18 protein-coding genes and 1 pseudogene are annotated in these 24,576 nt (G+C 72.0%); 6 read left to right on the forward strand and 13 right to left on the reverse strand.

Going from position 1 to position 24,576, the window contains the following annotated elements; genetic code table 11:
• Nucleotides 1-5: 5 nt before the first annotated feature.
• Nucleotides 6-1,836, reverse strand: a pseudogene (asnB, locus tag AC07F0_RS30775) (asparagine synthase (glutamine-hydrolyzing)).
• Between the two features lie 284 nt (nt 1,837-2,120).
• On the opposite strand from asnB, the gene AC07F0_RS30780 reads away from it, so the two are divergent.
• Entirely contained in the window at nt 2,121-3,224 is a 1,104-nt protein-coding gene (locus AC07F0_RS30780) for a baeRF3 domain-containing protein (RefSeq protein ID WP_478983283.1), read from the forward strand.
• Nucleotides 3,225-3,495: 271 nt separating this feature from the next.
• Nucleotides 3,496-4,896 (forward strand): PP2C family protein-serine/threonine phosphatase, encoded by a 1,401-nt coding sequence (locus AC07F0_RS30785; protein WP_478983284.1) that lies wholly within the window; start codon nt 3,496-3,498, stop codon nt 4,894-4,896.
• A gap of 5 nt (nt 4,897-4,901) precedes the next feature.
• Here AC07F0_RS30785 and AC07F0_RS30790 read toward each other — a convergent pair whose 3' ends face one another.
• Nucleotides 4,902-6,395: a DNA-binding protein NsdB gene (locus AC07F0_RS30790; protein WP_478983285.1), complete on the reverse strand. Its 1,494-nt coding sequence runs from the start codon at nt 6,393-6,395 to the stop codon at nt 4,902-4,904.
• Between the two features lie 234 nt (nt 6,396-6,629).
• Between AC07F0_RS30790 and AC07F0_RS30795 the strand changes: the two genes are divergently transcribed.
• Entirely contained in the window at nt 6,630-7,769 is a 1,140-nt protein-coding gene (locus AC07F0_RS30795; protein ID WP_478983286.1) for an aminoglycoside phosphotransferase family protein, read from the forward strand.
• A 72-nt stretch (nt 7,770-7,841) separates the two neighbouring features.
• On the opposite strand, the gene AC07F0_RS30800 is transcribed toward AC07F0_RS30795, so the two are convergent.
• From AC07F0_RS30800 to AC07F0_RS30835, 8 genes are all read right to left on the reverse strand, one after another.
• Complete coding sequence (locus AC07F0_RS30800; protein ID WP_010033043.1) at nt 7,842-8,339, reverse strand: hypothetical protein; 498 nt, start codon at nt 8,337-8,339, stop codon at nt 7,842-7,844.
• Nucleotides 8,340-8,408: 69 nt separating this feature from the next.
• A complete protein-coding gene (locus AC07F0_RS30805; protein WP_478983287.1) occupies nt 8,409-9,008 on the reverse strand; it encodes a CGNR zinc finger domain-containing protein in 600 nt (199 codons plus the stop codon).
• A 40-nt stretch (nt 9,009-9,048) separates the two neighbouring features.
• A complete protein-coding gene (locus tag AC07F0_RS30810) occupies nt 9,049-9,951 on the reverse strand; it encodes a universal stress protein (protein ID WP_478983288.1) in 903 nt (300 codons plus the stop codon).
• 187 nt (nt 9,952-10,138) lie between these two features.
• A complete protein-coding gene (locus AC07F0_RS30815) occupies nt 10,139-10,381 on the reverse strand; it encodes a DUF397 domain-containing protein (RefSeq protein WP_010033039.1) in 243 nt (80 codons plus the stop codon).
• A gap of 82 nt (nt 10,382-10,463) precedes the next feature.
• Entirely contained in the window at nt 10,464-11,630 is a 1,167-nt protein-coding gene (locus AC07F0_RS30820; protein WP_478983289.1) for a thiolase domain-containing protein, read from the reverse strand.
• A complete protein-coding gene (locus AC07F0_RS30825; RefSeq protein WP_478983290.1) occupies nt 11,627-12,691 on the reverse strand; it encodes a thiolase domain-containing protein in 1,065 nt (354 codons plus the stop codon). The genes AC07F0_RS30820 and AC07F0_RS30825 overlap by 4 nt, the downstream gene beginning before the upstream one ends.
• Entirely contained in the window at nt 12,688-13,629 is a 942-nt protein-coding gene (locus AC07F0_RS30830; protein ID WP_478983291.1) for a Zn-ribbon domain-containing OB-fold protein, read from the reverse strand. The genes AC07F0_RS30825 and AC07F0_RS30830 overlap by 4 nt, the downstream gene beginning before the upstream one ends.
• Nucleotides 13,630-13,771: 142 nt before the next feature.
• Entirely contained in the window at nt 13,772-14,572 is an 801-nt protein-coding gene (locus tag AC07F0_RS30835) for a crotonase/enoyl-CoA hydratase family protein (protein WP_478983292.1), read from the reverse strand.
• Nucleotides 14,573-14,748: 176 nt separating this feature from the next.
• Between AC07F0_RS30835 and AC07F0_RS30840 the strand changes: the two genes are divergently transcribed.
• Entirely contained in the window at nt 14,749-16,368 is a 1,620-nt protein-coding gene (locus AC07F0_RS30840) for an acyl-CoA synthetase (RefSeq protein WP_478983293.1), read from the forward strand.
• A gap of 556 nt (nt 16,369-16,924) precedes the next feature.
• Nucleotides 16,925-18,775: an alkaline phosphatase family protein gene (locus tag AC07F0_RS30845; RefSeq protein WP_478983294.1), complete on the forward strand. Its 1,851-nt coding sequence runs from the start codon at nt 16,925-16,927 to the stop codon at nt 18,773-18,775.
• Here the strand turns inward: AC07F0_RS30845 and AC07F0_RS30850 are convergent.
• From AC07F0_RS30850 to AC07F0_RS30860, 3 genes are all read right to left on the reverse strand, one after another.
• On the reverse strand, nt 18,747-19,460 hold the full coding sequence (locus AC07F0_RS30850) for an alpha/beta fold hydrolase (protein WP_478983295.1): 714 nt from the start codon (nt 19,458-19,460) through the stop codon (nt 18,747-18,749). The genes AC07F0_RS30845 and AC07F0_RS30850 overlap by 29 nt on opposite strands.
• Before the next feature lie 47 nt (nt 19,461-19,507).
• Nucleotides 19,508-20,389, reverse strand: a complete 882-nt coding sequence (locus AC07F0_RS30855; protein WP_478983297.1) for an alpha/beta fold hydrolase — start codon at nt 20,387-20,389, stop codon at nt 19,508-19,510.
• Between the two features lie 64 nt (nt 20,390-20,453).
• Entirely contained in the window at nt 20,454-21,980 is a 1,527-nt protein-coding gene (locus AC07F0_RS30860; RefSeq protein ID WP_478983298.1) for an acyl-CoA synthetase, read from the reverse strand.
• 155 nt (nt 21,981-22,135) lie between these two features.
• Here AC07F0_RS30860 and AC07F0_RS30865 point away from each other — a divergent pair, with 155 nt between their 5' ends.
• Nucleotides 22,136-24,568, forward strand: a complete 2,433-nt coding sequence (locus AC07F0_RS30865; protein ID WP_478983299.1) for a penicillin acylase family protein — start codon at nt 22,136-22,138, stop codon at nt 24,566-24,568.
• Nucleotides 24,569-24,576: the final 8 nt, after the last annotated feature.

Genomic DNA, 24,576 nt, shown 5'->3' on the forward strand with positions numbered 1-24,576 from the left:
CCCGGTCAGCCGAGTGACACCTCGGGTGCGTACAGGTCCAGCCACATCGCCAGGTCGAGGGCCCGCTCCAGGCCCGGCGTGCGGCCTGGCCGCTCACGGGTGTGTCGCGGTGCGCGGCCTGCCGGAGCCGCTCGGGGTCGACGAGGTCGAAGACCGGGTGGTCCGGCCGCGCCAGGAGGTCCTTCGCCTGGTTCCGCAGGGCCACCGCGTACTTCGGGTCCTGCGTGGACGGGTAGGGGCTCTTGACCCGGTCGTACACGGACCGGGGGATCAGGTCCGCGGTCGCCTCCCTGAGCAGGCTCTTCTCCCGGCCGTCGAAGGACTTCAGCGCCCAGGGCGCGTTGTAGACGTACTCGACGAGCCGGTGGTCGCAGAACGGCACCCGGACCTCCAGGCCGACGGCCATGCTGGCGCGGTCCTTGCGGTCGAGCAGGATCCGGACGAACCGGGTCAGGTGCAGGTTGCTGATCCGCCGCATCCGGAACTCGAAGTCGCTCTCGCCGTCGAGGCGCTGGACCCCGGCGACGGCGGAGCGGTAGCTGTCGGTGACGTACGACTCCAGGTCCAGGGCCTTGACCAGCTCCGGCCGCAGGACGTCGGCGTCGTCGCCGAAGTGCCGGCCGAGGCTCACCAGCCAGGGGAAGGTGTCGGCCCGGCGGGCCTCCTCGTCGAAGAACTGCTGGTAGCCGCCGAAGACCTCGTCGGCGGACTCGCCGGACAGGGCCACCGTGGACCGTTCGCGGATGGCCCGGAAGAGCAGGTAGAGGGAGGCGTCCATGTCGCCGAGACCGGCCGGCAGGTCGCGGGCCCTGATCACCTTCTCCCGTACGCCGGGGTCGGCGAGGGCCTCCGCGTCCAGGATGATGTCCTGGTGGTCGGTGCCGGCGTCCCGGGCCACGTCGTGCACGAAGGGGGTGTCGGGGGTGGCGCGCAGGTCGTCGGCGACGAAGTTGTCGGCCTGGCCCGCGAAGTCGACGGCGAAGCTGCGGACCCGCTCGCCGTGCGGGGCGAGCTGCCGGCCCGCGAGCGCCGTCATGGCGGAGGAGTCGAGGCCGCCGGAGAGCAGAGTGCGGCGGGGCACGTCGGCGACGAGCCGGCGGCGCACGATGTCGTCGAGGAGCGAGCGGACGGTGGTGATCGTGGTGTCGCGGTCGTCCTCGTGGGGCCGGCTCCGCAGCTCCCAGTAGACGCGGCGGCGCACGCCCGTGCGGTCCACGGTGACGACGGTGCCGGGCTCATACCCTCCCAGACGGCGTGTCCCGGGGTCTTGACCATGGTGAACAGCTCGCGCAGGCCGTCCAGGCAGACGCGTCGGCGGGCCAGCGGGTTGGCGAGGATCGCCTTGGGCTCGGAGCCGAAGAGGACGCCGTCCGGCGTGGGGTGGTAGTAGAGGGGCTTGATGCCCATGCGGTCGCGGATCAGCAGGAGCCGGTCGGTGCGGCCGTCCCAGACGGCGAAGGCGTACGTGCCGTTCAGGCGCTCGGCGACGGCATCGCCCCATTCGAAGTAGCCGCGCGACACGACCTCGGTGTCGGAGTCGGTGGTGAAGTGGTGGCCGCGGGCGGTGAGCTCGCCGCGCAGTTCGCCGAAGTTGTAGGCCTCGCCCGAGTAGACCAGGGCGACGGTGCCGTGCGGGGTGGCGGCGGTCATGGGCTGGCGGCCGCCGGGCAGGTCGATGATCGCGAGCCTGCGGTGTCCGAGGCCGGCAGGCCCCTCGGCCCAGACACCGCGGTCATCCGGGCCGCGGCAGGCCATCGTCTCGGTCATCGCGTCCAGGGCCGCCCCCTCGGCGCTCAGGTCGCGGTCGAAGGAGACCCAGCCGGTGATGCCGCACATACGCGTATCCCGCAAATCAGTTGTATATGCCATCTAGATTTCGAGCGTGTGACAGCGATCCGCGCGCGGTCAACTCGCCCGTACACATGCGAGCCGCAGGTGGCTCCCCACTTTCAGCCGGACTTTGCACGCGCAATATCCGGTGATCCGCTCCCCGTCGGGGAGACCTCCGTCGAAAATCGGCCAGCGGCAAAAACTTCCCCAACTTCCGGGCACAGCGCCTCGGCAGGTGGGTGCCGATTGCCCCGAATGCCCCCATGGCCAATCCGCACTATCGTTCTGTCATGGAGCACGTTCTGAGTCCCGCGATCCTTGCCGAACTGCGGCGCCCGCGCCCCTATCCCGCGGTCTCCGTGCTGACGCCGACCCACCGGCGCGATCCCTACAAGACCCAGGACCAGGTCCGGCTGCGCAACGCGGTGGCTGAGGCCAAGCGGCAGTTGGAGGCCGATCCGGCGGTCAGCCGCGAACGGCGGGCCGAGGTCGCCCGCCACCTCGACCAGGCCCTGTCCGAGGTCGACCTGACGCACGCCGAGGACGGTCTGGCGATCTTCGCCGCCTCCGGCGAGCACCAGGTGTGGTCGCTCGCTCGGTCCGTGCCCGAACGCGTGGTGCTCTCGGACACCTTCCTCACCCGCAACCTCGTCTCCGCCCAGACGGCGGAGCGGCCGTTCTGGGTGCTGTCGCTCTCCGCGGACCGCGCGACCCTGTGGAACGGCGGCGCCGACCGCGTCGTCGAGCAACGCGCCGACGGCTTCCCGCTGACCCGCCGCGTGGAGAACTTCGACCCGGAACGGCAGGAGCGGATCGGCGACCTGCCGAGCGCCTTCCGGGAGGAGCGCACCCGTCAGTTCCTACGCGAGATCGACACCGCGATGAGCACCGTCCTGCGCGAGCACCCGCGGCCGCTGTACGTCACCGGCCCGCCGGCCGCCCTCGCCCTGCTGGACGAGGTCGGCAGCGCCACCAAGGGGGCGGTGCGCGTCCCGCACGGCGGTCTCGCGCACGGGACGCCCGAGTCCGTGTGGCAGGCCATCCGGCCGGTGATCGAGGCGGAGGCCCGAAGGGACACGGACGCCGTGACCCGTGCCCTCGAAACGGCCCGCGGACGACGGGAGTTCGCCGCCGGTGTGGACGAGCTCTGGCAGAGCGCCCGGGACGGGCGCGTCCGGCTGCTGGCCGTCGAGGAGAACTACCGCGTGACGGTCAGCGAGGCCGGGGACCATCTGATCCTCGCCGAGAGCGCCGGGCCCGAGTCCCGCGAGTCCCGCGAGGACATCGTGGACGAGATCGTCGAGCAGTGTCTGGAGACCGGAGCCGACGTCCGCTTCGTCCCGGACGGCGCACTCGGCGAGGCGGAGGGCATCGCCGGAGTCCTGCGGTACTGAAGCCCTCGAACACAGAGCCGTCGAACACGCGCAGCAACCGGGCTGCGTCATGTCGACGGGCCGTCAAACTCCGTGTGTAATCTACGACTTGACCCTCCGGAGGGCCCGCTCCGCACCTACCTCGGAGTAACTCCGTGAGACCGTGGCATATGCCAGAAGCACCACCGTATCGTGTGTTGCCAAATCCCTTACAGGGCGTCGCGGGCTGTGCAACAGTCGTAACGCTCCCTCCGTCCGCCTTGGCCGTACCGTCCCCGCATCGGAGTGCGTCATGCCGTCCCACCTCTCCGCGGACCGTCCAGCCGCCCAGCCGCCCGGACGCGGCTCGGTCGACGCGCTGATCTCGCAGACGCGACGGCTCAAGGGCGAGGTGGACGCCGTGCGGCGCGACGCCGAGGGAGCAGCATCGGACCACCCCCGGGGACGCTGGCAGCGCGCCCTGTACGACCTGGCCCTGCACCAGCTCGACGACCTCGACGAGCACCTGGCCCAGCTGCGGGACGGGCCCCTGCCCACAGCGGCCCCGGAACCCGCCGCGCCCGGCTCACTGGTCAGCCGGGTCGGCAGCGCCGAGTGGAACCTGCTGACGGACGAGGCCAGTTGGTCCGGGGAGCTCTACCAGATCCTGGGCCGCGACCCCGCCGCTCCCCCTCTCACCCTCGACGAGCTGCCGTCCCTGGTGCTCGACGAGGACCGGCCGAAGCTGACGGCGATGGTCACGAACTGCCTCGTCGACGCCCGGCCCATCGACGGCGAGTTCCGCATCGCACTCCAGGGCGGCGACGTCCGGACGGTGCACATGATGGGCGAACCGGTGCTCGACACCGACGGCAGCACCGCCTCGATGTGGGCCGTGCTGCGGGACGTCAGTGAACTGCGCCGCAGCCAGCGGGTGGTGAGCGAGACCCGTGACTCGCTCACCGGCCGGCGGCAGGACGCGCGCACCGAGCACCGGCTCGCGGTCGAGTTGCAGGAGGCCGTGCTGCCGCCGTGGCTCGGCTCCCTGCGGCTCCCGCACCAGGGTCCCAGGACCCTCGACCTCGCGGCCCGGCGCCTGTCGGCGTCCACGCACACGCTGATCGGCGGTGACTGGTACGACGCGCTCGAACTGACCGACGGCGAGATGCTGCTCAGCGTCGGCGACCTCACCGGACACGGCGTCGGCGTCACGTCGAACATGACGATGCTGCTCGGCGCCGTACGCGGCATGGCGATGGCCGGCGCCCCGCCCGGCCGGCTGATGGCCTGGCTGAACCAGTTACTCGACGCCACCGTGCAACCCGCCCTCGGCAGCGCCGTCTGCTGCCGCTACCGCCCCGCGACCCGCACCCTGGTGTGGGCGCAGGCCGGACACCCCGCCCCGCTGCTGTTCCGCGACGGGACGGGGCGTGTGCTGAACGCACCGGACGGCGTCCTGCTCGGCGCCACCTCGGGCGCTGTCTACGGGCAGGCCGAAGAGACCCTCGAGGTGGGCGATCTGCTGCTCCTGCACACCGACGGGCTGGTACCCGGGCACACCGGGACGGCGGCCGCGAACCTCCTCCTCGATCTGGCGCCGCGTCTGACCGGGACCGCCACCGCGCAGGACTGCCTGCGGACGGTGGTCGAGGAGTTCGGCGAGGGCGAGCGCGCGGACAACGCCTGCGTGTTCGTCGCCAAGGTCACGGCATAGGAAACTCAGGCCTGTGCGTGATTGCCACCCCTGTCCTTCGTCTTCGGCAGGGCGAGCTTGATCTCCTCCCTCAGTTCCTGGATCTTCGGGTAACCGGAGTACTGGGCGGTGAGCCGGTACATCTGGCGCAGCCGGTCCCAGGTGCGGTGGGAGGAGTTGGAGCCCATCGACACCAGGGCCAGTCGCGCGTACCGGTCGGCCTGTTCGGGGTCGTCCGCGATGAAGCACGCCGAGGCCATCGACAGATAGTCGAAGATCTTCGACCGCTGCCGGCCGTCGACCCGCAGGGCGAGCGCCTTCTCCGCGTAGTGCTGGGCATGCGCGGCCGCACCCGGCTCGAACTCGGCGAGCGTGCGGTAGGCCAGGGCCTGCATGCCGTAGAGGTCTTCCTCCTTGAAGGTCTGCATCCAGTCCGGCGGCGGCACGTCGGCCTTGTCGGAGACGAACAGGTCCTCGGCCTGCCCGAGCGTGCGGCGCATGGCCTGGCCCTTGCCCATGGAGGCCTGTGCCCAGGCCTCGATGGTGCAGAGCATCGCCCGGGTGCGGGGCAGCACCTCGTCGCCGGAGCCGGACGTGGCGAGCTTCATCAGGTCCAGGGCCTCGTCCGGCTTGCCCAGGTGGACCATCTGGCGGGCCGCGCGGGAGAGTGCCTCGCCCGCGCGGGGCCGGTCCCCGCCCTCTCTGGCCGCGTGCGCGGCGATGACGAAGTACTTCTGGGCCGTGGGCTCCAGGCCGACGTCGTGCGACATCCAGCCCGCGAGGACGGCCAGGTTGGCGGCGACGCCCCACAGGCGCCGCTGGAGATGGGGTGGGTGACGGTAGGCGAGCATGCCGCCCACCTCGTTGAGCTGGCCCACCACGGCCTTGCGCTGGAGCCCGCCGCCGCGGGCCGCGTCCCAGGCGCGGAACACCTCGACCGAGCGCTCCAGTTCCTCGATCTCCTGCGACCCGATGGGGGCGGCCTCGTAGCGGTCGAACCCAGCGGGGTCGGCGTGCAGGGGATGGTCGAGGTCGGGAGCGTCGGCAGCCAGGGCCGGGTCGGTGTGCAGCCAGTCGTACATGGCGCTGCTGAGTGCGGATCCCGCGGCGAGCGCGGCGCCCGCGCCCACCAAGCCGCGTCGGTTGAGCATGAGGTCCATTCCCGTGAATTCGGTGAGGACCGCGGCGGTCCGCTCGGGCGCCCACGGCACTCCGTCGGGAGACTCCGCACTCCCGCCGCCCTGCCGCTTCCCCGCACGCCCGTGCCGGACCAGACCGAGGTCCTCGATGGTCACGACACGGCCGAGACGCTCGGTGAACAGAACCGCCAGCACCCGCGGCACCGGATCGCGCGGGATCTCTCCCATGTCGATCCACCGCCGCACCCGGGAGGTGTCGGTCGCCAGCTGGGGGTGGCCCATGGCCGCCGCCTTCCGGTTGACCAGCCTCGCGAGTTCGCCCTTGGACCAGCCGGCCAGGCCGAACAGGTCCGCGAGCCGGGTGTTGGGTTGTCCGCTCACGTCAAGCCCCCAGGTTCTCGGCTGAGTTGACAGTAGCCCGGGGAGACTTGCCGGGCGACTATTCGCCAGGGTTCGCCAGGGTGCGCCAGATGGTGTGCCACTGGTCATCGGGTGTCAGGTAGGAACGCGCCATCCCGACCCGGTCGCCGCAGGGACATTCCCCAGGGTGCTCCCGGGAGCCCGGGCCGGGTGGTGCGCTGTCGTCGCAGGCACACGAAGGGATCTGTTTCGCCCATGTACGCAGCATCGTCCTCCGTGTCCGCACCGCCCCGGTCGCTGCACCCCCGCCCCACGGACAGCGGCCCCTACCTCGCCCCCGCGCGGCCGGCGGCCCCCGTGCTCGGTGCGGGCAGGGCACGGCGCGGCGCGGTCCTCGGTTCCCAACCGCTCAGCGGGAGACTCGACTTGTCCGGCTCCCAGGGCGCGCAGCTGCGCACGGCGATCGCGTCCGTGCACCGCATCTGCCCGGAGTTCGCCCCAGTGCAGGTCCTGCGCCGCAACGGGCGGTCCGTGCTCTTGGTCGGCACGACCGGTCGCAGCTCGGCCGTCGCCAAGTGTTTACTGGACCACTCCCCCGCCTGGTCCGAGCGGATCCGCCACGAGATAGCGGCGTACCGCTCGTTCGTCCGGCACCGCCCTCCGGTGCGGGTGCCGAGACTGATCGCGGCGGACCCGGACAACTGCACACTGGTGATCGAGCGGATGCCGGGGCGGGTGGCCGCGCTCCAGCGGCACCCGGCCGAGGCGCCGCCGCGGGCGGACATCAGGGCGGCACTCGGCGCGATCTGCCGGCTGAACGCCTGGCGGCCGCCGGCGGGCACGTTCGACGCCCCGCTGGACTACGCGGCCCGGATCTCGCGGTACCACGAGCTGGGTCTGCTCACCGACCGGGACCTGGGTGATCTCCAGAAGCTGCTGCACGGCATCGCGCAGACCGCCGGACGGCAGGGCATGGGCCAGTTCTGCCACGGCGACGCACTGTTGTCGAACATCCTCCTGTCACCGGCCGGTCCAGTGCTGGTGGACTGGGAGCACGCGGGCTGGTATTTGCCGGGGTACGACCTGGCGACGCTGTGGTCGGTGCTCGGGGACGCACCGGTCGCGCGTCGGCAGATCAGCCAGATCGCCCAGTCGGCGGGCCCGGCGTCCAGGGACGCCTTCCTGGTCAATCTGATGCTGGTGCTGACCCGGGAGATCCGTACGTACGAGACGGCCGTGCAGCGTTCCATGCACGACACGACCCCGGCGGCACCGGGTACGGCCCACCCTGGTGCTGCGCCGTCCGGCGAGGAGCAGCGGCTGCTGCTGCGGCGGCTGCACGACGACTGCCAGATGGCCCGGCGGGCCGTGCGCGCGGCGGTCGGCACTCGCTGACGGGGACGAATGGGCCGCTGTGTGCCTGGCCAGGCACACAGCGGCCCTTTCGGGTGCGGGCTGCCGCCGGGTTCAGCCCTGCTGGAAGAGCTCCGCGGGCAGCGGTTTGAGGAGGGCGTACAGGTCGTCCGTGATGGGGCGGTCCCAGGCGGCGATGGTCACCAGGACGTTGTCGCTGCGGTCGAACTGCACGCAGGAGATGCGGCCCTCGGAGAGCTTGACGCGGCGCACGATCAGGAGGTTGTCACCCTGCATCACCGGCACGTCCTCGGTGCCGACGACGGTGACCTCCTCGTCGTTCTCCAGCGCCAGCAGCAGCTGCGCGACCTCGAAGGGGACCTGTCCCTCGGGGACCTCGCGGGCCGGGGATCCCTCCGGCAGGTTGCCGATGATCATGGCGGGGCCGCGGCCGCCGAACAGGTCGTAACGCAGGAAGACGCCCTGGCAGGTGCCGTCGGGGGCGGGCAGCAGTCCCGCACCGAGATTGCCGGGCCAGTCGCCCGGGTCCATGGCCAGTACGTCGAAGTCGGGCCCGGCGGGCGTGGCGCTGCGGCGGCGGAGGAACGACATGCAGCCATGGTACGTGGACCGGCCTGCGAAGTGCCGCCCGGGCGACGCCCCGATCGGGCGCAGATGGTGTCAGGCCGTCGTCCGATGGCGTTGGTGGTGGCGGGCCACGCGGGCGCGGTTGCCGCAGGAGGGTTTGCACCACTCCTGGCGCGGGTGGTCCTTGAGGAAGTACCGGACGCAGCGGGGTGCGTGGCAGGCCCGCAGCCGGTCGCGGTCGGGGCTCGCGAGGAACGCGATCACGGCGTGCGCGAGGGCGGCCGTCAGGTCGTCGCCGCCGTGTACGGGCTGGTGACGGACGTCGGGGCCGGTTCCCTCGGGCCAGTCCAGGACGGGCACGGTGGGGGTGCGGGCGGCGGCTTCGTTGAGGCGCCGTACGGCTTCGGGTACGGCCAGGAGGCGGCCCGCGTCGGCGGGGCTCGGTTCGCCGGGGCGCACGGCGCGGGCGAAGAGGGCGCGGACGGCGGCCCGCAGGTCCCGGACGGCGGTGAGCCGAACGTCGTCGGCGGTGAATCGGCCGGTGTCCGGCAGGACCTCGGGGCGTTCCCGGACCCAGGCGGTCAGGCCTGCCGGGTCGGTCAGGTCGTCGGCGACACCGCCGTTGCCGTCGTGCCGGACGGTGAGGGCCAGGTCCAGGGCGAGCCGGGCGTCCCTGCTGATCGGTTCCCGCATGGGTCTAATGATAGGCCTGCCGGTATCCATTACCTCGGGGTCAGTTCTCCGGCGGGGCCGGCGGGACCACCGCGACGGGGCTCGCGGCATGCAGCAGCACGGCGTGAGTGACCGAGCCCATCATGCGGGCGGGCGCCAGCAGATGCCGCCGGTGGCGGCCGACGACGACGAGGTCGGCGCCCGGGGACGCCGCCACGAGGTGTCCGGCGGCGTCGCCCGCCGCCGGAACCGTCTCGGCCCGGACGTCGGGGTGCCGTTCGCGGTACGGGGCGAGGAAGCCCTCGGCGAGGACCCGGGTCTCGTCCTCGATGACGTCCTGGTCGACGATCGGCGGGGGCAGTTCGCCGGGCGTGAGCCAGGGCTGTGCGGGCCACGGGTAGGCGGCGACCGCCTGGAGCCGGGCACCGCGCCGGGCGGCCTCGGCGAAGGCGAACTCGAGTGTGGCCTCGTCGGGGCCGTCCACCTTCAGGCCCACGACCACGCGCGGGCCGGGGCCGGACGGCGCCTCGCCGGGGACGTCGCGTCCGGGCCGGGGCACCACCACGACGGGGCACTCGGCGTCGCGGGCGGCGGCCATGCCGTTGGAGCCGAGCAGCAGGCTGGCGAAGCCGCCGCGGCCCCGGGAGCCGAGGACCAGCAGCTGGGCGGAAGAGCCGAGTTCGGGAAGGACGGCGGCGGGCGCGCCCTCCAGACCGAGGTACTCCGTGTCCGGCCGGGCGGAGAGGCTCTCCACATGTGCGCGGACCTGGTCGAGCACCGGGTCGGCCTGCGGGTCCGGTGGTCCGGCGGCGAGCACTTCGGGCTGCGCCCAGTGGGCGTACTGGCGTACATGCACCACACGCAGGGGTGCCGACCGGCGGCGGGCGGCGTCGAGGGCCCACTCCAGGGCGAGCAGGCTGCCGTCCGAACCGTCGACCGCCGCGATGACCGGCAGGGTGCTCATGGGTTCCTCGCCTTCCGGGAAACGACCGTGCCTCGCGGGGTCAGCCTGGCTCAGGCGCGGGCCCCGGGAGGATGTCTCAGGTCGCGTGTCCGGAAATGCGGGCGGAACACCCCCGGATCGGCCGTGGGGTCACGGCCGGTCCGGGACGGTTCACGGGGTGCCGCGGTCGAGGTCGCGCGGCGTCGCGTCAGGTGAGGTCGAACTCCCCTTCCCGCGCTCCCGACACGAACGCGCCCCACTCGGCGGGCGTGAAGATCAGGGAGGGGCTCTCCGGGCGGGCGCTGTTCCGCATGGCGATGAAGCCCTCGACGAAGGCGATCTGGACATCCCCCCGCCCCCGGCTGCTGGACTGCCACTGTGCGTTGGTGAGGTCCAGCTCCGGCTTGTCCCAGCCCGTGAGCGGGCGCTGCTGGGTGGTGGTCTCGGCCACGTCCGTGCTCCTCCCGGTTCGTCGTCCGCGGCCAGCCTAGCGATCGTGTCCCATGGCCAACAGAGCACGTGAGCGGGACCTTTCAGGAGTCCGGGGGCTCAGCTCCCACCAGCCACATGGAGAAGAACTGCGAACCGCCGCCGTAGGCGTGCCCGAGGACCCTGCGGGCGCCGTCCACCTGGTGTTCTCCGGCCTGTCCGCGCACCTGGAGCGCGGCCTCCGCGAAGCGGATCATGCCGGAGGCGCCGATGGGGTTGGTGGACAGCACACCTCCCGACATGTTCACGGGCAGGTCCCCGTCGAGTTCGGTCACGCCCGCCTCGGTGAGTTTCCACCCTTCGCCCTCGCCGGCGAAGCCGAGGTTCTCCAGCCACATCGGCTCGTACCAGGAGAACGGGACGTATATCTCGGCGCCGTCGATCTCGCGGCGGGGGTCGGTGATCCCGGCCTGCCGGTAGACGTCGGCCGCGCAGTCCTGGCCGGCCTGCGGGGAGACGAAGTCCTTGCCGGCGAAGAGGGTCGGTTCGCTGCGCATCGCGCCGCCGAGCATCCAGGCGGGCGGGCGCGGTGCCCGGGCGGCTCCGGCGCGGTCGGTGAGGATCATGGCGCAGGCGCCGTCGGAGGAGGGGCAGGTCTCCGAGTAGCGGATCGGGTCCCACAGCATGGGCGAGGCCATGACCTTGTCGAGGGTGATGTCGTGCTCGTGCAGGTGGGCGTAGGGATTCTTCAGCGCGTTGCGCCGGTCCTTGTAGGCGACCAGGGCGCCGATCGTCTCGGGGGCCCCGCTGCGCCGCATGTAGGCGCGGATGTGCGGGGCGAAGAACCCGCCGGCTCCGGCCAGCAGGGGCTGCTGGAAGGGGATGGGCAGGGACAGGCCCCACATGGCGTTCGACTCGGACTGTTTTTCGAAGGCGAGGGTGAGGACGGTGCCGTGGACCCGGGCCGCGACGAGGTTGGCGGCGACGAGGGCGGTGGATCCGCCGACCGAGCCCGCGGTGTGCACCCGGAGCATGGGTTTGCCGACGGCGCCGAGGGCGTCGGCGAGGTAGAGCTCGGGCATCATGACGCCCTCGAAGAAGTCGGGCGCCTTGCCGATCACGACGGCGTCGATGTCGGCCCAGGCCAGCTCGGCGTCGTCCAGGGCCCGGCGGGCCGCCTCCCGGACGAGTCCCGCGATGGACACGTCCCGGCGGGCCGCGACGTGCTTGGTCTGGCCGACGCCGACGACGGCCACGGGTTCCTTGCTCATCGGGGCTCCCCTTCGAGGACGGCGACCAGGTTCTGCTGGAGGCAGGGGCCGGAGGTGGCGTGGGCGAGGGCGCGGTCGGACGCGCCGCGGTGGATGCGGGCGGCGGCTTCTCCGATGCGGATGAGACCGGCGGCCATGACCGGGTTGGCGGCCAGGGCACCGCCGGAGGGGTTGACGACGACGCCGTCGCCGAGGTGGAGGGCCTTGCGCAGGACGATCTCCTGCGCGGTGAAGGGCGCGTGCAGCTCGGCGGTGTCGACGGGCCGTTCGAAGGCACCGGCCCGCTCGGCGGCCAGGCGGGTGGAGGGCGAGTCGGTCAGGTCGCGCACGCCGAGGCCGTGGGCCTCGATGCGGTGGTCGATGCCGCGGATCCAGGCGGGGCGTGCGCACAGGTCGCGGGCCCGGTCGCCCGCCGCGAGGATCACGGCGGCGGCCCCGTCGCCGATGGGCGGGCAGTCGCCGGTGCGCAGGGGCCGCACGAGGTAGTCGCCCTGCGGCACGCTGTGGCGCAGCTGGGCGTGGGGGTTGGCCGCCGCGTTCTCCCGGTTGCGGGCGGCGACGGCCGCGAGCGCCGGTTCGTCGGTGTCGCCGGCGTCGATGAGGGCCTGCGCCTGGAGGGCGGCGAGCGCGACGGAGTCGGGCCACAGGGGTGCGACGTAGTACGGGTCGAGCTGGCGGGTGAGGACGTCGCGGACCGAGCCGGGCGAAGACTTGCCGTACGCGTAGACCAGGGCGGTGTCGGCGTCACCGGTGAGGAGTTTGGTCCACGCCTCGTACAGGGCCCACGCCCCGTCCATCTCGACGTGCGACTCGGAGATGGGCGGCCAGGCGCCGACCCCGTCGAGGGCGAGGGTGAAGGAGAAGGCGCGGCCGGCGAGGTAGTCGCTGGAGCCGGAGCAGGTGAAGTCGATGTCGGCGGTCTTCATGCCGGTCCGGCCGAGGACCTGGTGCAGCACCGGCATGAGCATCTCCACCTCGGAGAACTCCTCGCTGGTACGCCGGTGACCGGTCTGGGCGAAGGCGACGACGGCGATCTCGCGATCCCCCGGTGCGCCCGTCACAGCAGCTCCTTGTAGGTGTCGTAGTCCGCGTCCGGTTCGCCCGTCGGCCGGTAGTGGTCGGGATAGCGCCCGCCCTCGGTCCATACGGGCTCGACGCGCAGCCCCATGCGGACCTCGTCGTACGGGATGCCGCCGATCCGGCCGTGCAGTGCGAGGTCGGCGCCGTCGAGGGCGATGTGGGCGTAGACGTAGGGCACCTCGATGTCGAGGTTCTTCGCCTTGATGTTCACGATGCAGAACGTGGTCACTGTGCCGCGCGGACCCACCTCGACCTGTTCGGATGTGGCCACCCCACATGTGGGGCACGCACCCCTCGGCGGGACGTAGACCTTCCGGCAGGACGGGCAGCGCTCGCCGACGGTCCGCCGGCCGCCGAGGGCGTTGATGTAGGCGGTCTGGGCGCGCCCGGGCGAGTAGGTGTAGTCGAGGCGGGCGGCGGCGACGATCCCGGACACCGGTTCGTCGAACCTCCCGGTGTTACCTTCCAGTTGGGGCGGGTCGCCGTCGTACGGCTCGAAGCAGGCGATGTCCGTGATGGCTCCGGAGCGTTCCGCCGCCCAGCGGATGCGGACGCGCATGCCGGTGCGCACGGCGTCGGGGCCCGGGGCGTCGAGGGCGTGCAGCAGGGCGGTGTCGGCGCCGTCGAAGCGGACCAGGGCCCAGGCGAAAGGAGTGGCGAGGGGCTGGCCGCGGCGGGGGACGTGATTCCAGGCCCAGGTGGTGACCGTGCCGGTGGGGGCGACCTCGACGAGGTCGCGGATCTCCTCGGCGGTGACGGGGTCGTACTCGGCGGGCGGGACGAGGACACGGCCGTCGCTCGTCCGCACGCCCAGGACGACTCGCTCGCGCAGACCGGTCAGGAAGGCGCTCTGGACGGGACCGAGGGAGCGGGTGAAGGGGAACTCGACGACGAGGGGGGCTTTGAGGACTTCGGGCATCGAGGGCTTGCCTCCTTGGGAGGTCGGGGTGCCGGGCGCCCCCGTGAGGGGCGCGGGACGGTGACAGGTGCGGCTCCGCCGCGTGGGCGCGACCAGCCGCATGAAGCCCGCAGCCTCCAACCGGCCCAGGCCAGCGCAGCGCCTACGCGCGCTTGTAGACGGGCGGTCGCTTCTCCGCGAAGGCGCGGGCGCCCTCCTTGGCGTCGGCGGTGTCGAAGACCGGCCAGCCCCGGGTGAGTTCGGCCACGAGACCGTCGGACTCGGTCATCTCGGCGGTCTCGTAGACGGAGGCCTTGACGGCCTCGACGGCCAGCGGGCCGCAGGAGTTGATCCGTTCGGCGATCTCCAGCGCCTTCGCGAGCGCGGTGCCGTCCGGGACGACGTGTCCGATCAGTCCGATGGCGGCGGCCTCGCGGGCGCTGTAGGGGCGGCCGGTGAGGAGCATCTCCAGGGCGTGGGTGCGCGGGATCTGGCGTGGGAGCCGGACCGTGGAGCCGCCGATGGGGAACAGGCCGCGCTTCACCTCGAACAGGCCGAAGGTCGCGGACTCTCCGGCGACGCGGATGTCGGTGCCCTGGAGCATCTCGGTGCCGCCCGCGACGCAGTAGCCCTCGACGGCGGCGATCACCGGTTTGCGCGGGCGGTGGTGGCGCAGCATCGCCTTCCAGTGCAGGTCGGGGTCGGCCTTGAGCCGGTCGCGGTACTCCTCGCCGGCCATGCCGTGGCCGGCGAGGGCCTTGAGGTCCATGCCCGAGCAGAACGAGCCGCCCGCGCCGGTGAACACGATCGAGCGGACCGAGTCGTCCGCGTCGGCCTCCAGCCAGCCGTCGTAGAGGCCGACGAGCATCGGCAGCGAGAGCGCGTTCTTGGCATCGGGCCTGTTGAGCGTGAGCACCAGTGTGGCGCCTTCGCGCTGCACGGTGAGGTGTTCCGTCCCACCCATGGCCAACTCCCCTCTCGTGGAACGAGAACAGGTTGCAGTAGTGCGGGAGGCACTTCAAGGGTTTTCTGACAGATAGTCAGATTTCTTCGCGCGAGCCCTTCACAGTTGGACCGCCCTTTGCTCTGATGACCGGCGAACCGTCCGATGCCAGGCACGTCCCGGGGTCAGGAGGAGCGGTGGAGTACAACCTTGCCGACCTGTTCGAGTCGGTCGTCGACGTGGTTCCCGACCGTGAGGCGCTGGTGTACGTCGACCATCCGGGCACGGGCACGGAACGCCGTCTGACGTACGCGGAGCTGGACGCGGCGGCCAATCGCGTCGGCCACCATCTGCTCGACAGCGGGATACGGCCCGGCGAGCACCTCGGGCTGCACCTCTACAACGGCGTGGAGTACCTCCAGACGGTGCTGGGCTGCCTGAAGGCGCGGATCGTCCCGGTCAACGTCAACTACCGGTATGTGGAAGAGGAGTTGGGCTACCTCTACCGGGACGCGGATCTGGTGGCGCTGGTCTTCGACGCGGAGTTCACGGACCGGGTGGCGGCCGCGCGGCCCCGGGCGGACAGGCTGCGGCATCTGGTCCGGGTGGGTGCGCCGGCGCCGGGGGCCGTCGGGGTGCCCTGTGTGGACTTCTCCCATGTGGAGGCCGCGGGGTCACCCGAGCGCGGTTTCCCTGCCCGCTCGGGTGACGACCAGTTCATCATCTACACCGGCGGTACGACCGGGATGCCCAAGGGTGTGATGTGGCGGCAGGAGGATCTGTTCTTCGCGGGGCTCGGCGGGGGCGCGCCGACCGGTGAACCGGTGAAGAAGCCCGAGGAGCTCGCCGAGCGGGTCGCGGCCGGCGGCTCGGGGGTCACCTTCTTCCCCACGGCGCCGCTGATGCACGGCACCTCCACCCTCACGGCGTTCATCGGCTTCAACTTCGGGCAGCGGGTGGTGATCCACCGCAAGTTCGTGCCCGAGGAGGTGCTGCGGACCGTGGAGAAGGAGAAGGTCAGCAGCATCTCGCTGGTCGGGGACGCGATGCTGCGGCCGCTCATCGACGCCCTGAGCGGTCCACTGCGGGACATCGACCGCTCCTCGCTGTTCAGCGTGTCGTCGTCCGGCGCGATCATGTCGGACACGGTGCGCCGGCAGTTCCGGGAACTGGTGCCGAACGCCATGCTGCTGAACAACTTCGGCTCCTCGGAGTCCGGTTTCAACGGGACGGCGACCGAGGACTCGGGGCCCGAGCGGGGCTTCCGGGTCCGGGTCCACGCGCGCACGCAGGTGGTGGACCCGGCCACGTACGAACCCGTGTCGCCCGGCGAGGTGGGCAGGGTCGCCCAGTGCGGACATGTACCGCTCGGCTACTACAACGACCCGGCCAAGACCGCCGCCACCTTCTTCGAGAAGGGCGGCGAGCGGTGGGTCCTGCTCGGCGACATGGCCACCGTCGACGAGGAGGGCGTGGTCACCGTCCTGGGCCGCGGCTCGCAGTGCATCAACACCGGCGGCGAGAAGGTGTATCCGGAGGAGGTCGAGCAGGCCCTCAAGTCCCACCCGGACGTCTACGACGCGCTGGTGGCCGGGGTGCCGGACCCACGGTGGGGCCACCATGTGGCGGCGGTGGTGCAGTTGCGGGAAGGCGCGCAGCGCCCGTCGCTCCAGGACATCCAGAGCCACTGCCGGGACCGGCTGGCCGGATACAAGATTCCCCGGCAACTGGTGATAGCGCCGGCCATCCAGCGGTCGCCGAGCGGCAAGGCGGACTACCGGTGGGCGCGGGAGGTGGCGGTGACCGCGGACCGCTGACGCCATGGCAGCCGAAGACCCCGGTGCGAAAGCGCCGTCGCCGGCCGAAGGGCGGCCGTGCGGTGCTCGGTGCGTGCCCTCGGCGTGCCGGCCGATCCGAACCGTGTTGCCCGCCAAGACCGGGCAGCCCCGCGTGTGGGACGTCGACGAGTCCACGTCCAGCGACCGCGACGACGTGCCGGCCGGCCTGCCCGGCTCGCACTTCCTCATGGAGGGCGTCACGGCCGGAGACACGCGGCAGGGCGGGGTGGTCGCCGCCTGGCAGGAGGAGACCGGAGCTGCCGGTTCATCCTGGAGGGAGCGGACAGCGCGCAGTCCGTCTGGCGGCAGGCACTGCACCTGTTCGAGGAGTGCGGAGCCACGGCCGACGCGGAGGAACTGCGCCGCATCGCCGGAACGTTCTGACTGGTCTGGATCCCGGCGTACTCTTTGCGCGCGGTTGACCTTCGTCGTTGAACAGGCGGTGACGGTCGGCCGTAGGGAGCATGACGGGCCCGGCCCGACGAAGCCGGTCCGCCGCGCCAGCAGCAAGGCCATGTACGAAAGGAACCTCCGCGTGTCGCACCACACGCCGTCTCGCCACCTGCCCGACACCGACGGGGAAGCCCACACCGCCGCGGCCGACCCGGCAGACGACGGCACCGAGACCGCGGCCGTCGCGGAAGAAGCCGCGTCAGCCGAGACGGAGCCCCGGGACGGCGGCGACACGGCTACGGATGTGGCCGCACCGGCCACCGCCCGGAGACACGGCCGCTGGCGCGTATGGCGCGGATGGCGGGCAAGGAATCCACGCGCCTCACGCGCCCTGAGTGTCGGCACGACCGTCCTGGCCGGCGCGCTCGTGGTCGTCGCGCTGCTCCTGCCCAACCGGATCGAGCGGATCGAGTTCGCCTCGTTCGTCCGTATCCCCGCCGAGGGCGTGCTGCTCGCGGGTCTGCTGCTCGCGCTGCCTCCGAAGCCCCGGCGGATCATGGCGGTGGTCTCGGGCGTGTTCCTCGGGCTGGTCACGGTGCTGAAGTTCGTCGACATGGGCTTCTACCAGGTACTGGCCCGGCCCTTCGATCTGGTCCTGGACTGGATTCTGATCGAGAACGCCACGGACTTCCTCAGGGAGACCTTCGGCCGTACCGGCCAGGTGCTGGCGGTGATCGGGGTGATCGTGCTGTTCGTGGCGGTGCTGGTCCTCACGACCCTCGCCGTGGTGCGGCTGACGAACCTGATGGTCCGGCACCGTCCCGTCGCCGCCCGGACGACGCTGATCCTCGGCACGGCGTGGATCACCTGTATGACGCTGGGCGTGCAGGTCGGCACCGTGCCGATCGCCACCAAGGGCAACGCCGAGTTCCTCGGCAACCGCGTGGACCAGGTCCGCGCGGGTCTGAAGGACGCGCGGGTCTTCCGGAAGCAGGCCGCCGTGGACGCGTTCGCGAAGACGCCGCCGGACCAGTTGCTCACCGGCCTGCGCGGCAAGGACGTCCTGTTCACCTTCATCGAGAGCTACGGCCGCGTCGCGATCGACGACCCGGCGATGGCGAAGCAGACCGACGCCGTGCTGAAGGAGGGCACCGGCCGGTTGAAGGCAGCCGGGTTCGAGTCGCGCAGCGGCTGGTTGCAGTCGCCGGTGACGGGCGCGGGCAGCTGGCTCGCCCACTCGACCTTCCTGTCCGGCCTGTGGATCAAGAACCAGCAGCGGTACCGCAGCCTGACCACCAGCGACCGCATGACGCTGACCAAGTACTTCGGGAAGACGGGCGCCTGGCGGACCGTCGGCGTCGTGCCGGGCGTGCGCCGTGCCTGGCCGGAGGGGAAGTACTTCGGCCTGGACCACATCTACGACTCGGAGCACCTCGGCTACCACGGCCCGTACTTCAGCTGGACGCCCGTGCCCGACCAGTTCAGCATGGAGGCCTTCCAGCGTCTGGAGCACGGCAAGGAGGACCGTGAGCCGATCATGGCGGAGATCATCCTGGCCTCCAGCCACAACCCCTGGTCCCCCATCGCCCACATGATCGACTGGGAGGACCTCGGCGACGGTTCGGTGTTCCACCGGATCAAGAAGGAGGGCACCAACCCCACGGAGGTCTGGAAGGACCCGGAGAAGGTGCGCGCCGAGTACCGCAAGGCCATCGAGTACTCGATCCGGAGTCTGACCGAGTGGGTCGAGCGCTACGGCGACGAGGACACGGTCCTCGTCTTCCTCGGCGACCACCAGCCGGTGCCGACGGTCACCGCCGGGGACACCGGCAAGGACGTGCCGGTCACGATCGTCGCCCACGACAAGAAGGTCCTGGACCGGGTCGCCGACTGGGGCTGGACCGACGGCATCAAGCCGGCCCCGGACGCGCCCCGGTGGGGCATGGACAAGTTCCGCGACCGTTTCATGACGGCGTACGGTCCACGGGGCTGAGGAATTCCGCCACGGCCGCGAGGAACTCCTCGGGCCGTGCCTCGTGCACGAGATGCCCGGCGTCGAGGGTGACGTGCCGGGCACCGGGAAGCAGCTCGGCGAGGGCGGCGATCTGCTCCTGCGGGATCGGACTCGTCGGCCCGCCGCCGATCAGCAGCGTGGGCATGGTGATCCGCCCCATGTGGTTCCACCACACGGGATCCGGCGCGTTGCGCTGTGCGTCGGTGGCGAGGATCATCGCCCAGTCGTACGGCAGGTCCCCGCCCGGGCGTTCGGCGGGCGGGCGGGGCGGGTCCAGCGGGAGGGGCGCGGGGACGTCCTCCAGGACGAGCCGCCGTACGAGCCGCGGGCTGTGCTGGGCGAGCAGGCAGGCGACGAGACCGCCGAGCGAGTGGCCCACGACGTCGGCCCGGGCGATGCCGAGCGCGCCGAGGAAGGCGAGCATGTCGTCGCGCATGGCCTCGTAGGCGTATCCGCCGGGCCAGTCGCTGCGGCCGTGCCCGCGCAGGTCGGGGGCGTACACCCGGCGGGGCCCGGCGGCCAGCGCGGGGGCGATCTCCGCCCAGTCGGCCCCGTCGGCTCCGCGGGCGTGCAGGAGGACGACGGGCGGCGCTTCCTGCGGCCCCCAGACGCGGTAGGCCTGGGTGATGCCGTTGGCCCGTACGGTGCGCGGTTCGGTGTCCACGCCGGGCACGGTATCGGCGTGAGGACCGCGGGCCGGGCCCGCTCTGCCTACGGCAGAGGATCCCAGTCGCGTTCGAAGTCCCCCTCGGCTTCCCGTCCTTGGAAGAAGCGTGCGACGCGTCGCACGAACCACTCCGGGTCGTCCAGCCACGGATAGTGTCCCGCCCCCGGCTGCACCGCGAACTCGGCCGCCGGGAACACCTCGGCGGCACGCCGGGCCAGGCCGGGACGCGGACCCCCGTCTGCCTCACCGGCGAGGACGAGCACCGGGCCGGTGACACGGGCGAGCGCGGCCCGCGTCGCGTCCGGGTCGTAGGCGCCGTCCGCACCGTAGCGGTCCGCCGCGTCGTCGTTGGTCTCGTCCTCCTCGCGGTCGGCGTGGGCGCGGGCCGTGTCGTCCCAACGGCCGTAGAAGAACGGCAGGAACACGGGATCGAAGTCACCGGTACCGGACAGCCAGGCCTCGAACGCCGGGAACGCGTCGGCGAACCAGGATTCCGGCGCGCGCAACCGGGCCGCCGCCAGCCGGTCCCCGGCCGTCGCCGGGAGGCCCAGCGCCCACGGGGTGGCGGTGATGAGCGCCAGCCGTCCCAGCCGGTCCGGGTACCGGGCCGCGTACAGCATGGCGAGACTGCCGCCCGCCGAGTGGGCGAGCACGTCCATCCGCTCCAGGCCCAGGTGGCGGCGCAGCGCCTCGACGTCGTCCACGAGCCGGTCGCAGCGGTACGTCGCCGGGTCCTCGGGCACCGCGGACTGTCCGGTGCCGCGCAGGTCGAGGAAGACCAGCCGCCGGTGGGCGTCGAGGCCGCCCAGGTTCCCGAGGTACGCGGACGCGCGCATGGGCCCGCCGGGCAGCACGACCAGCGGCTCACCCGTACCGCGTGGGTGACAGGCGAGCCGGGTCCCGTCCGGGGCTGTGATGATCGGCATGGCGTCGATCCTCACGCCCGCGCGGTCTTCGGCACAACGGGTTTCGCAGACGGGCCGCGCGGTGTCACCGGTCCGAGGCCACGAGTCCCGCCTCTCCCCCGAGGCTCTTCCTGAGCTCCCGCTTGAGGATCTTCCCGCTGGCGTTGCGCGGGAGGCCCTCCACGAACACCACCCGCTTCGGGGCCTTGAAGGGGGTGAGCTTCTCACGGGTGTGGGCGATGAGTTCGGCCTCCGTGACCTCGCCGCGGGGGACGACGACGGCCGTGACGGCCTCGATCCAGCGTTCGTCGGGCAGGCCCACGACCGCGGCCTCGGCAACCTGGGGATGGGTGTAGAGAGCGTCCTCGACCTGGCGTGAAGCGACCAGTACGCCACCGGAGTTGATGACGTCCTTCACGCGGTCGACGATCGTGTAGTAGCCGTGCGCGTCCCGTACGGCGAGGTCGCCGGAGCGGAACCAGCCGTCGCGGAAGGCCTCGGCGGTCTCCTCGGGCTTGTCCCAGTAGCCCTCGCACAGTTGCGGAGAGCGGTAGACGATCTCACCGGGGGTGCCGTCCGGTACGTCCTTGCCGTCCTCGTCGACCACGCGCGCGTCGACGAACAGCACCGGACGGCCGCAGGAGTCCATGCGCCCCTTGTGTTCCTCGGGCGCGAGGACGGTGGCCAGGGGGCCGATCTCGCTCTGCCCGAAGCAGTTGTAGAACGCCAGCTCCGGCAGGCGTTCCTTCAGCCGCTCCAGGACGGGGACCGGCATGATCGACGCCCCGTAGTACGCCTTGCGCAGGCCGCTCAGGTCGCGGGTGGCGAAGTCGGGGCGGTTGGACAGCGCGATCCAGACGGTAGGCGGGGCGAACAGGCTGTCCACGCGGCCCGCTTCGACCAGGTCGAAGAGCCGGTCGCCGTCGGGGGCGTCGAGGATGATGTTCGTCGCGCCGACCGCGAGGTAGGGCAGCAGGAAGACGTGTATCTGCGCCGAGTGGTAGAGCGGCAGCGAGTGGGCGGGACGGTCGCCCGCACTGAGGTCGAGGGCGGTGATCGCGCTCAGGTACTCGTGCACCAGGGCCCGGTGCGTCATCATCGCGCCCTTGGGCAGGGCGGTCGTCCCGGACGTGTACAGCAGCTGCACGAGGTCCTCGGTGCGCGGCTCGGGGCCGTCGTACGGGGTCGCCTCGGCCAGCCGGGCGAGGAGGCAGTCGCCGGCGTCCCGCAGGAGCAACGACCGTACGTCGTCGGGGAGCTGTCCGGCGAGGTCCGGGTCGGTGAGGACCAGGGAGCTGCCCGACTGGCCGATGATGTAGGCGAGGTCGTCGCCGGTCAGGTTCTGGTTGACGGGTACGTGCACCAGGCCGGCGCGGGCGCACGCCAGGAAGGCGATCAGGTAGGCGTCGGAGTTGTGGCCGTACGCGCCCACCCGGTCGCCCGGGGACAGCCCCTGGCCGAGGAGGACGCTCGCCGCGCGGGAGACGGCGCTGTCCAGTTCGTCGTACGTCCAGGTGCGGTCGCCGTACTCCACCGCGACGCGCGCCGGGGTGCGCCGGGCGCTGCGTCGCAGGACTCCGTCGACCGTGCTGCCGTGTCCGGGCGTCGTCATGACACCTGATCCTCGGTTCACCGCCGGGCCAGGTCAAGGACCGACCGGCTCAACCCTGCCGCCGCCGGAGGCGTCCCGAGTGATGGTACCGACGTGTGCACGCGGCACATCCGTACCCTCAAGTCTCCTTTCCCTCAATGACGTTGGAGGGCACGATGCGCAGCCGCCTGAGACGACTCGTTCTCGGGGCCACGGCCCTGTTCACGGCCGCGTCCGCATTACCCGCGGCCGCCGCCCCCGGCCCGGGACGGGCGGAACAGCACCCGTCCCGCGACGGCCTGTCCGCCGTCATCCGCTACACGGAGTACGGCATCCCGCACATCCGGGCGAAGAACTACGCGGGCCTGGGCTTCGGCACGGGCTGGGCGCAGGCGTCCGACGAGGTGTGCACGCTCGCCGACGGGTTCGTGACCCTGCGGGGCGAGCGCTCCCGGTACTTCGGCGCCGCCGCGGCCGCCGGCGGCGCCCTCTCCGGGGCCAGGACGAATCTCGCCAGTGACCTGTACTTCCGCGGAGTCCGTGAGACCCGCACGGTGGAGAAGCTGCTCGCCGCGCCCGCGCCCGTGGGCCCGAGCCGTGAGGTCCGGGACATGATGCGCGGCTGGGCGGCCGGTTACAACGCCTGGTTGAAGCAGAAGAAGATCACGGATCCCGCCTGCGCGGGTGCCTCCTGGGTCCGTCCGGTCACCGAGCTGGACGTGGCAGCCCGTGGCCTCGCCTTCGCCTCGATCTCCGGCGAGGGGCGCTTCGTGGACACGATCACGGCCGCGCAGCCGCCGACCGGAACCGCCTCCGACAGCCCGTCCTCCCGGCCCGCCGCACGCACCCCGGACGCGAAGGCCGTGGCGAAGGCGGCCGGCGAGCTGTGGAGCGACCCCGGCATGGGCTCCAACGCGGTGGCCTTCCGGGGCGACACCACGGCGAACGGCAGGGGTCTGCTGTTGGGCAACCCGCACTATCCATGGCAGGGAGGGCGCCGGTTCTGGCAGTCGCAGCAGACGATTCCCGGCGAGCTGAACGTCTCCGGTGGCTCGCTGCTCGGCACCCCGGCGATCTCCATCGGCTTCAACGCACATGTGGCGTGGAGCCACACCGTCTCGACCGGTGTACCGGCCAACCTCCACCAGCTGACACTGGATCCGGCCGATGCCACGACGTACCTCGTGGACGGCGAGCCGGAGCGCATGAAGAAGCGGACCGTGACGGTCGCGGTGAAGGACGGCGCGCCGGTGACCCGCACCCAGTGGTGGACCCGCTACGGCCCTGTCGTCACCGCCCTGAACTCACAGGTCCCGCTGCCGTGGACCGGTACGACGGCCTACGCCCTGCACGACCCGAACGCCGCGAACCTCCGCTTCGCCGACAGCTCGCTCGGCTTCGGCAAGGCGCGCAGCACGGACGACGTCCTCACCTCCCTCGCCCGGCACCAGGGCATCCCCTGGTTGAACACCATCGCCGCCGACCGCGCGGGGCATTCGCTCTACACCCAGTCCCAGGTACTTCCGCGTATCACCGACGAGTTGGCGGAGCGCTGCTCGACGGCGCTGGGCAGGACCACGTATCCGGCGTCCGGTATCGCGATCCTCGACGGCTCGCGCGGTGACTGCGCCCTGGGCAGCGATCCCGACGCGGTGGCGCCGGGCATCTTCGGGCCGGCTCGGATGCCGACGCTCAAGGACGCGCCGTACGTGGAGAACTCCAACGGCACCGCGTGGATGACCAACGCCGACCGGCCGATCACCGGGTACGAGCGGGTCTTCGGCACGGTGGGCACGCAGCTCGGCCTGCGCACGCGCGGTGCGATCGAGGACGTGGCGGCGATGGCGGACCGGGGCCGGCTGACCGTACGCGACCTGCAACGGCAGCAGTTCGCCAACCGGGTGCCCGCGGGTGATCTCACCGCGACGGATGTGGCTCGGGCGTGCGCCGCGCTGCCCGGCGGCACGGCGACGGGCAGTGACGGCAAGGCCGTCGACGTGTCGGAGGCCTGTGGGGTGCTGACGGCGTGGGACCGCACCATGGACAGCGGCAGCCGGGGCGCGCTGCTGTTCGACCGGTTCTGGCGGAAGCTGGAACAGGCGGTGCCGGCCGCCGAGGCGTGGAAGGTGCCGTTCTCGGCGGCGGACCCGGTGCGTACGCCGAACACGCTGAACACGGACGCGCCCGGCTTCGCCGTCGCCCTCGCCGACGCGGTGGCGGAACTGCGCGCGGCGGGCATCGCGCTCGACGCGCCGCTCGGCGCGCACCAGTTCGTCGTCCGCGGCGGTGAGCGCCTTCCGATGCCCGGCGGCGCGGGGAGGCTCGGCGTGTGGAACGTGCTCGAACCGCAGTGGAACGCGGCCGGGGGCGGCTACACGGAGGTGCCGTTCGGCAGCAGTCACCTCCAGGCGGTGGGCTGGGACGGCAGCCGCTGCCCGGTGGCCCGCACCCTGCTGACGTACTCCCAGTCGTCGAACCCCGAGTCGCCGCACCACGCGGACCAGACGCGGCTGTTCTCCGGCGAGAAGTGGGTGACGTCGCGCTTCTGCGAGAAGGAGATCCTGTCCTCGCCGAAGCTGAGGGTCGTCCGGGTGCACGAGCGCCGCTGACCGTGGCT

The sequence above is a fragment of the Streptomyces sp. NPDC045955 genome (assembly GCF_056430805.1).

What these genes read in the sequence shown, in the direction of transcription:
- AC07F0_RS30835 (WP_478983292.1), bottom strand. Translation starts at nt 14,572, where the DNA reads ATGGGTGGGACGGAACACCTCACCGTGCAGCGCGAAGGCGCCACACTG.
- AC07F0_RS30780 (WP_478983283.1), top strand. Translation starts at nt 2,121, where the DNA reads ATGGAGCACGTTCTGAGTCCCGCGATCCTTGCCGAACTGCGGCGCCCG.
- AC07F0_RS30800 (WP_010033043.1), bottom strand. Translation starts at nt 8,339, where the DNA reads ATGTCGTTCCTCCGCCGCCGCAGCGCCACGCCCGCCGGGCCCGACTTC.
- AC07F0_RS30785 (WP_478983284.1), top strand. Translation starts at nt 3,496, where the DNA reads ATGCCGTCCCACCTCTCCGCGGACCGTCCAGCCGCCCAGCCGCCCGGA.
- AC07F0_RS30855 (WP_478983297.1), bottom strand. Translation starts at nt 20,389, where the DNA reads ATGCCGATCATCACAGCCCCGGACGGGACCCGGCTCGCCTGTCACCCA.
- AC07F0_RS30820 (WP_478983289.1), bottom strand. Translation starts at nt 11,630, where the DNA reads ATGAGCAAGGAACCCGTGGCCGTCGTCGGCGTCGGCCAGACCAAGCAC.
- AC07F0_RS30795 (WP_478983286.1), top strand. Translation starts at nt 6,630, where the DNA reads ATGTACGCAGCATCGTCCTCCGTGTCCGCACCGCCCCGGTCGCTGCAC.
- AC07F0_RS30860 (WP_478983298.1), bottom strand. Translation starts at nt 21,980, where the DNA reads ATGACGACGCCCGGACACGGCAGCACGGTCGACGGAGTCCTGCGACGC.
- AC07F0_RS30865 (WP_478983299.1), top strand. Translation starts at nt 22,136, where the DNA reads ATGCGCAGCCGCCTGAGACGACTCGTTCTCGGGGCCACGGCCCTGTTC.
- AC07F0_RS30830 (WP_478983291.1), bottom strand. Translation starts at nt 13,629, where the DNA reads ATGCCCGAAGTCCTCAAAGCCCCCCTCGTCGTCGAGTTCCCCTTCACC.
- AC07F0_RS30810 (WP_478983288.1), bottom strand. Translation starts at nt 9,951, where the DNA reads ATGAGCACCCTGCCGGTCATCGCGGCGGTCGACGGTTCGGACGGCAGC.
- AC07F0_RS30805 (WP_478983287.1), bottom strand. Translation starts at nt 9,008, where the DNA reads ATGCGGGAACCGATCAGCAGGGACGCCCGGCTCGCCCTGGACCTGGCC.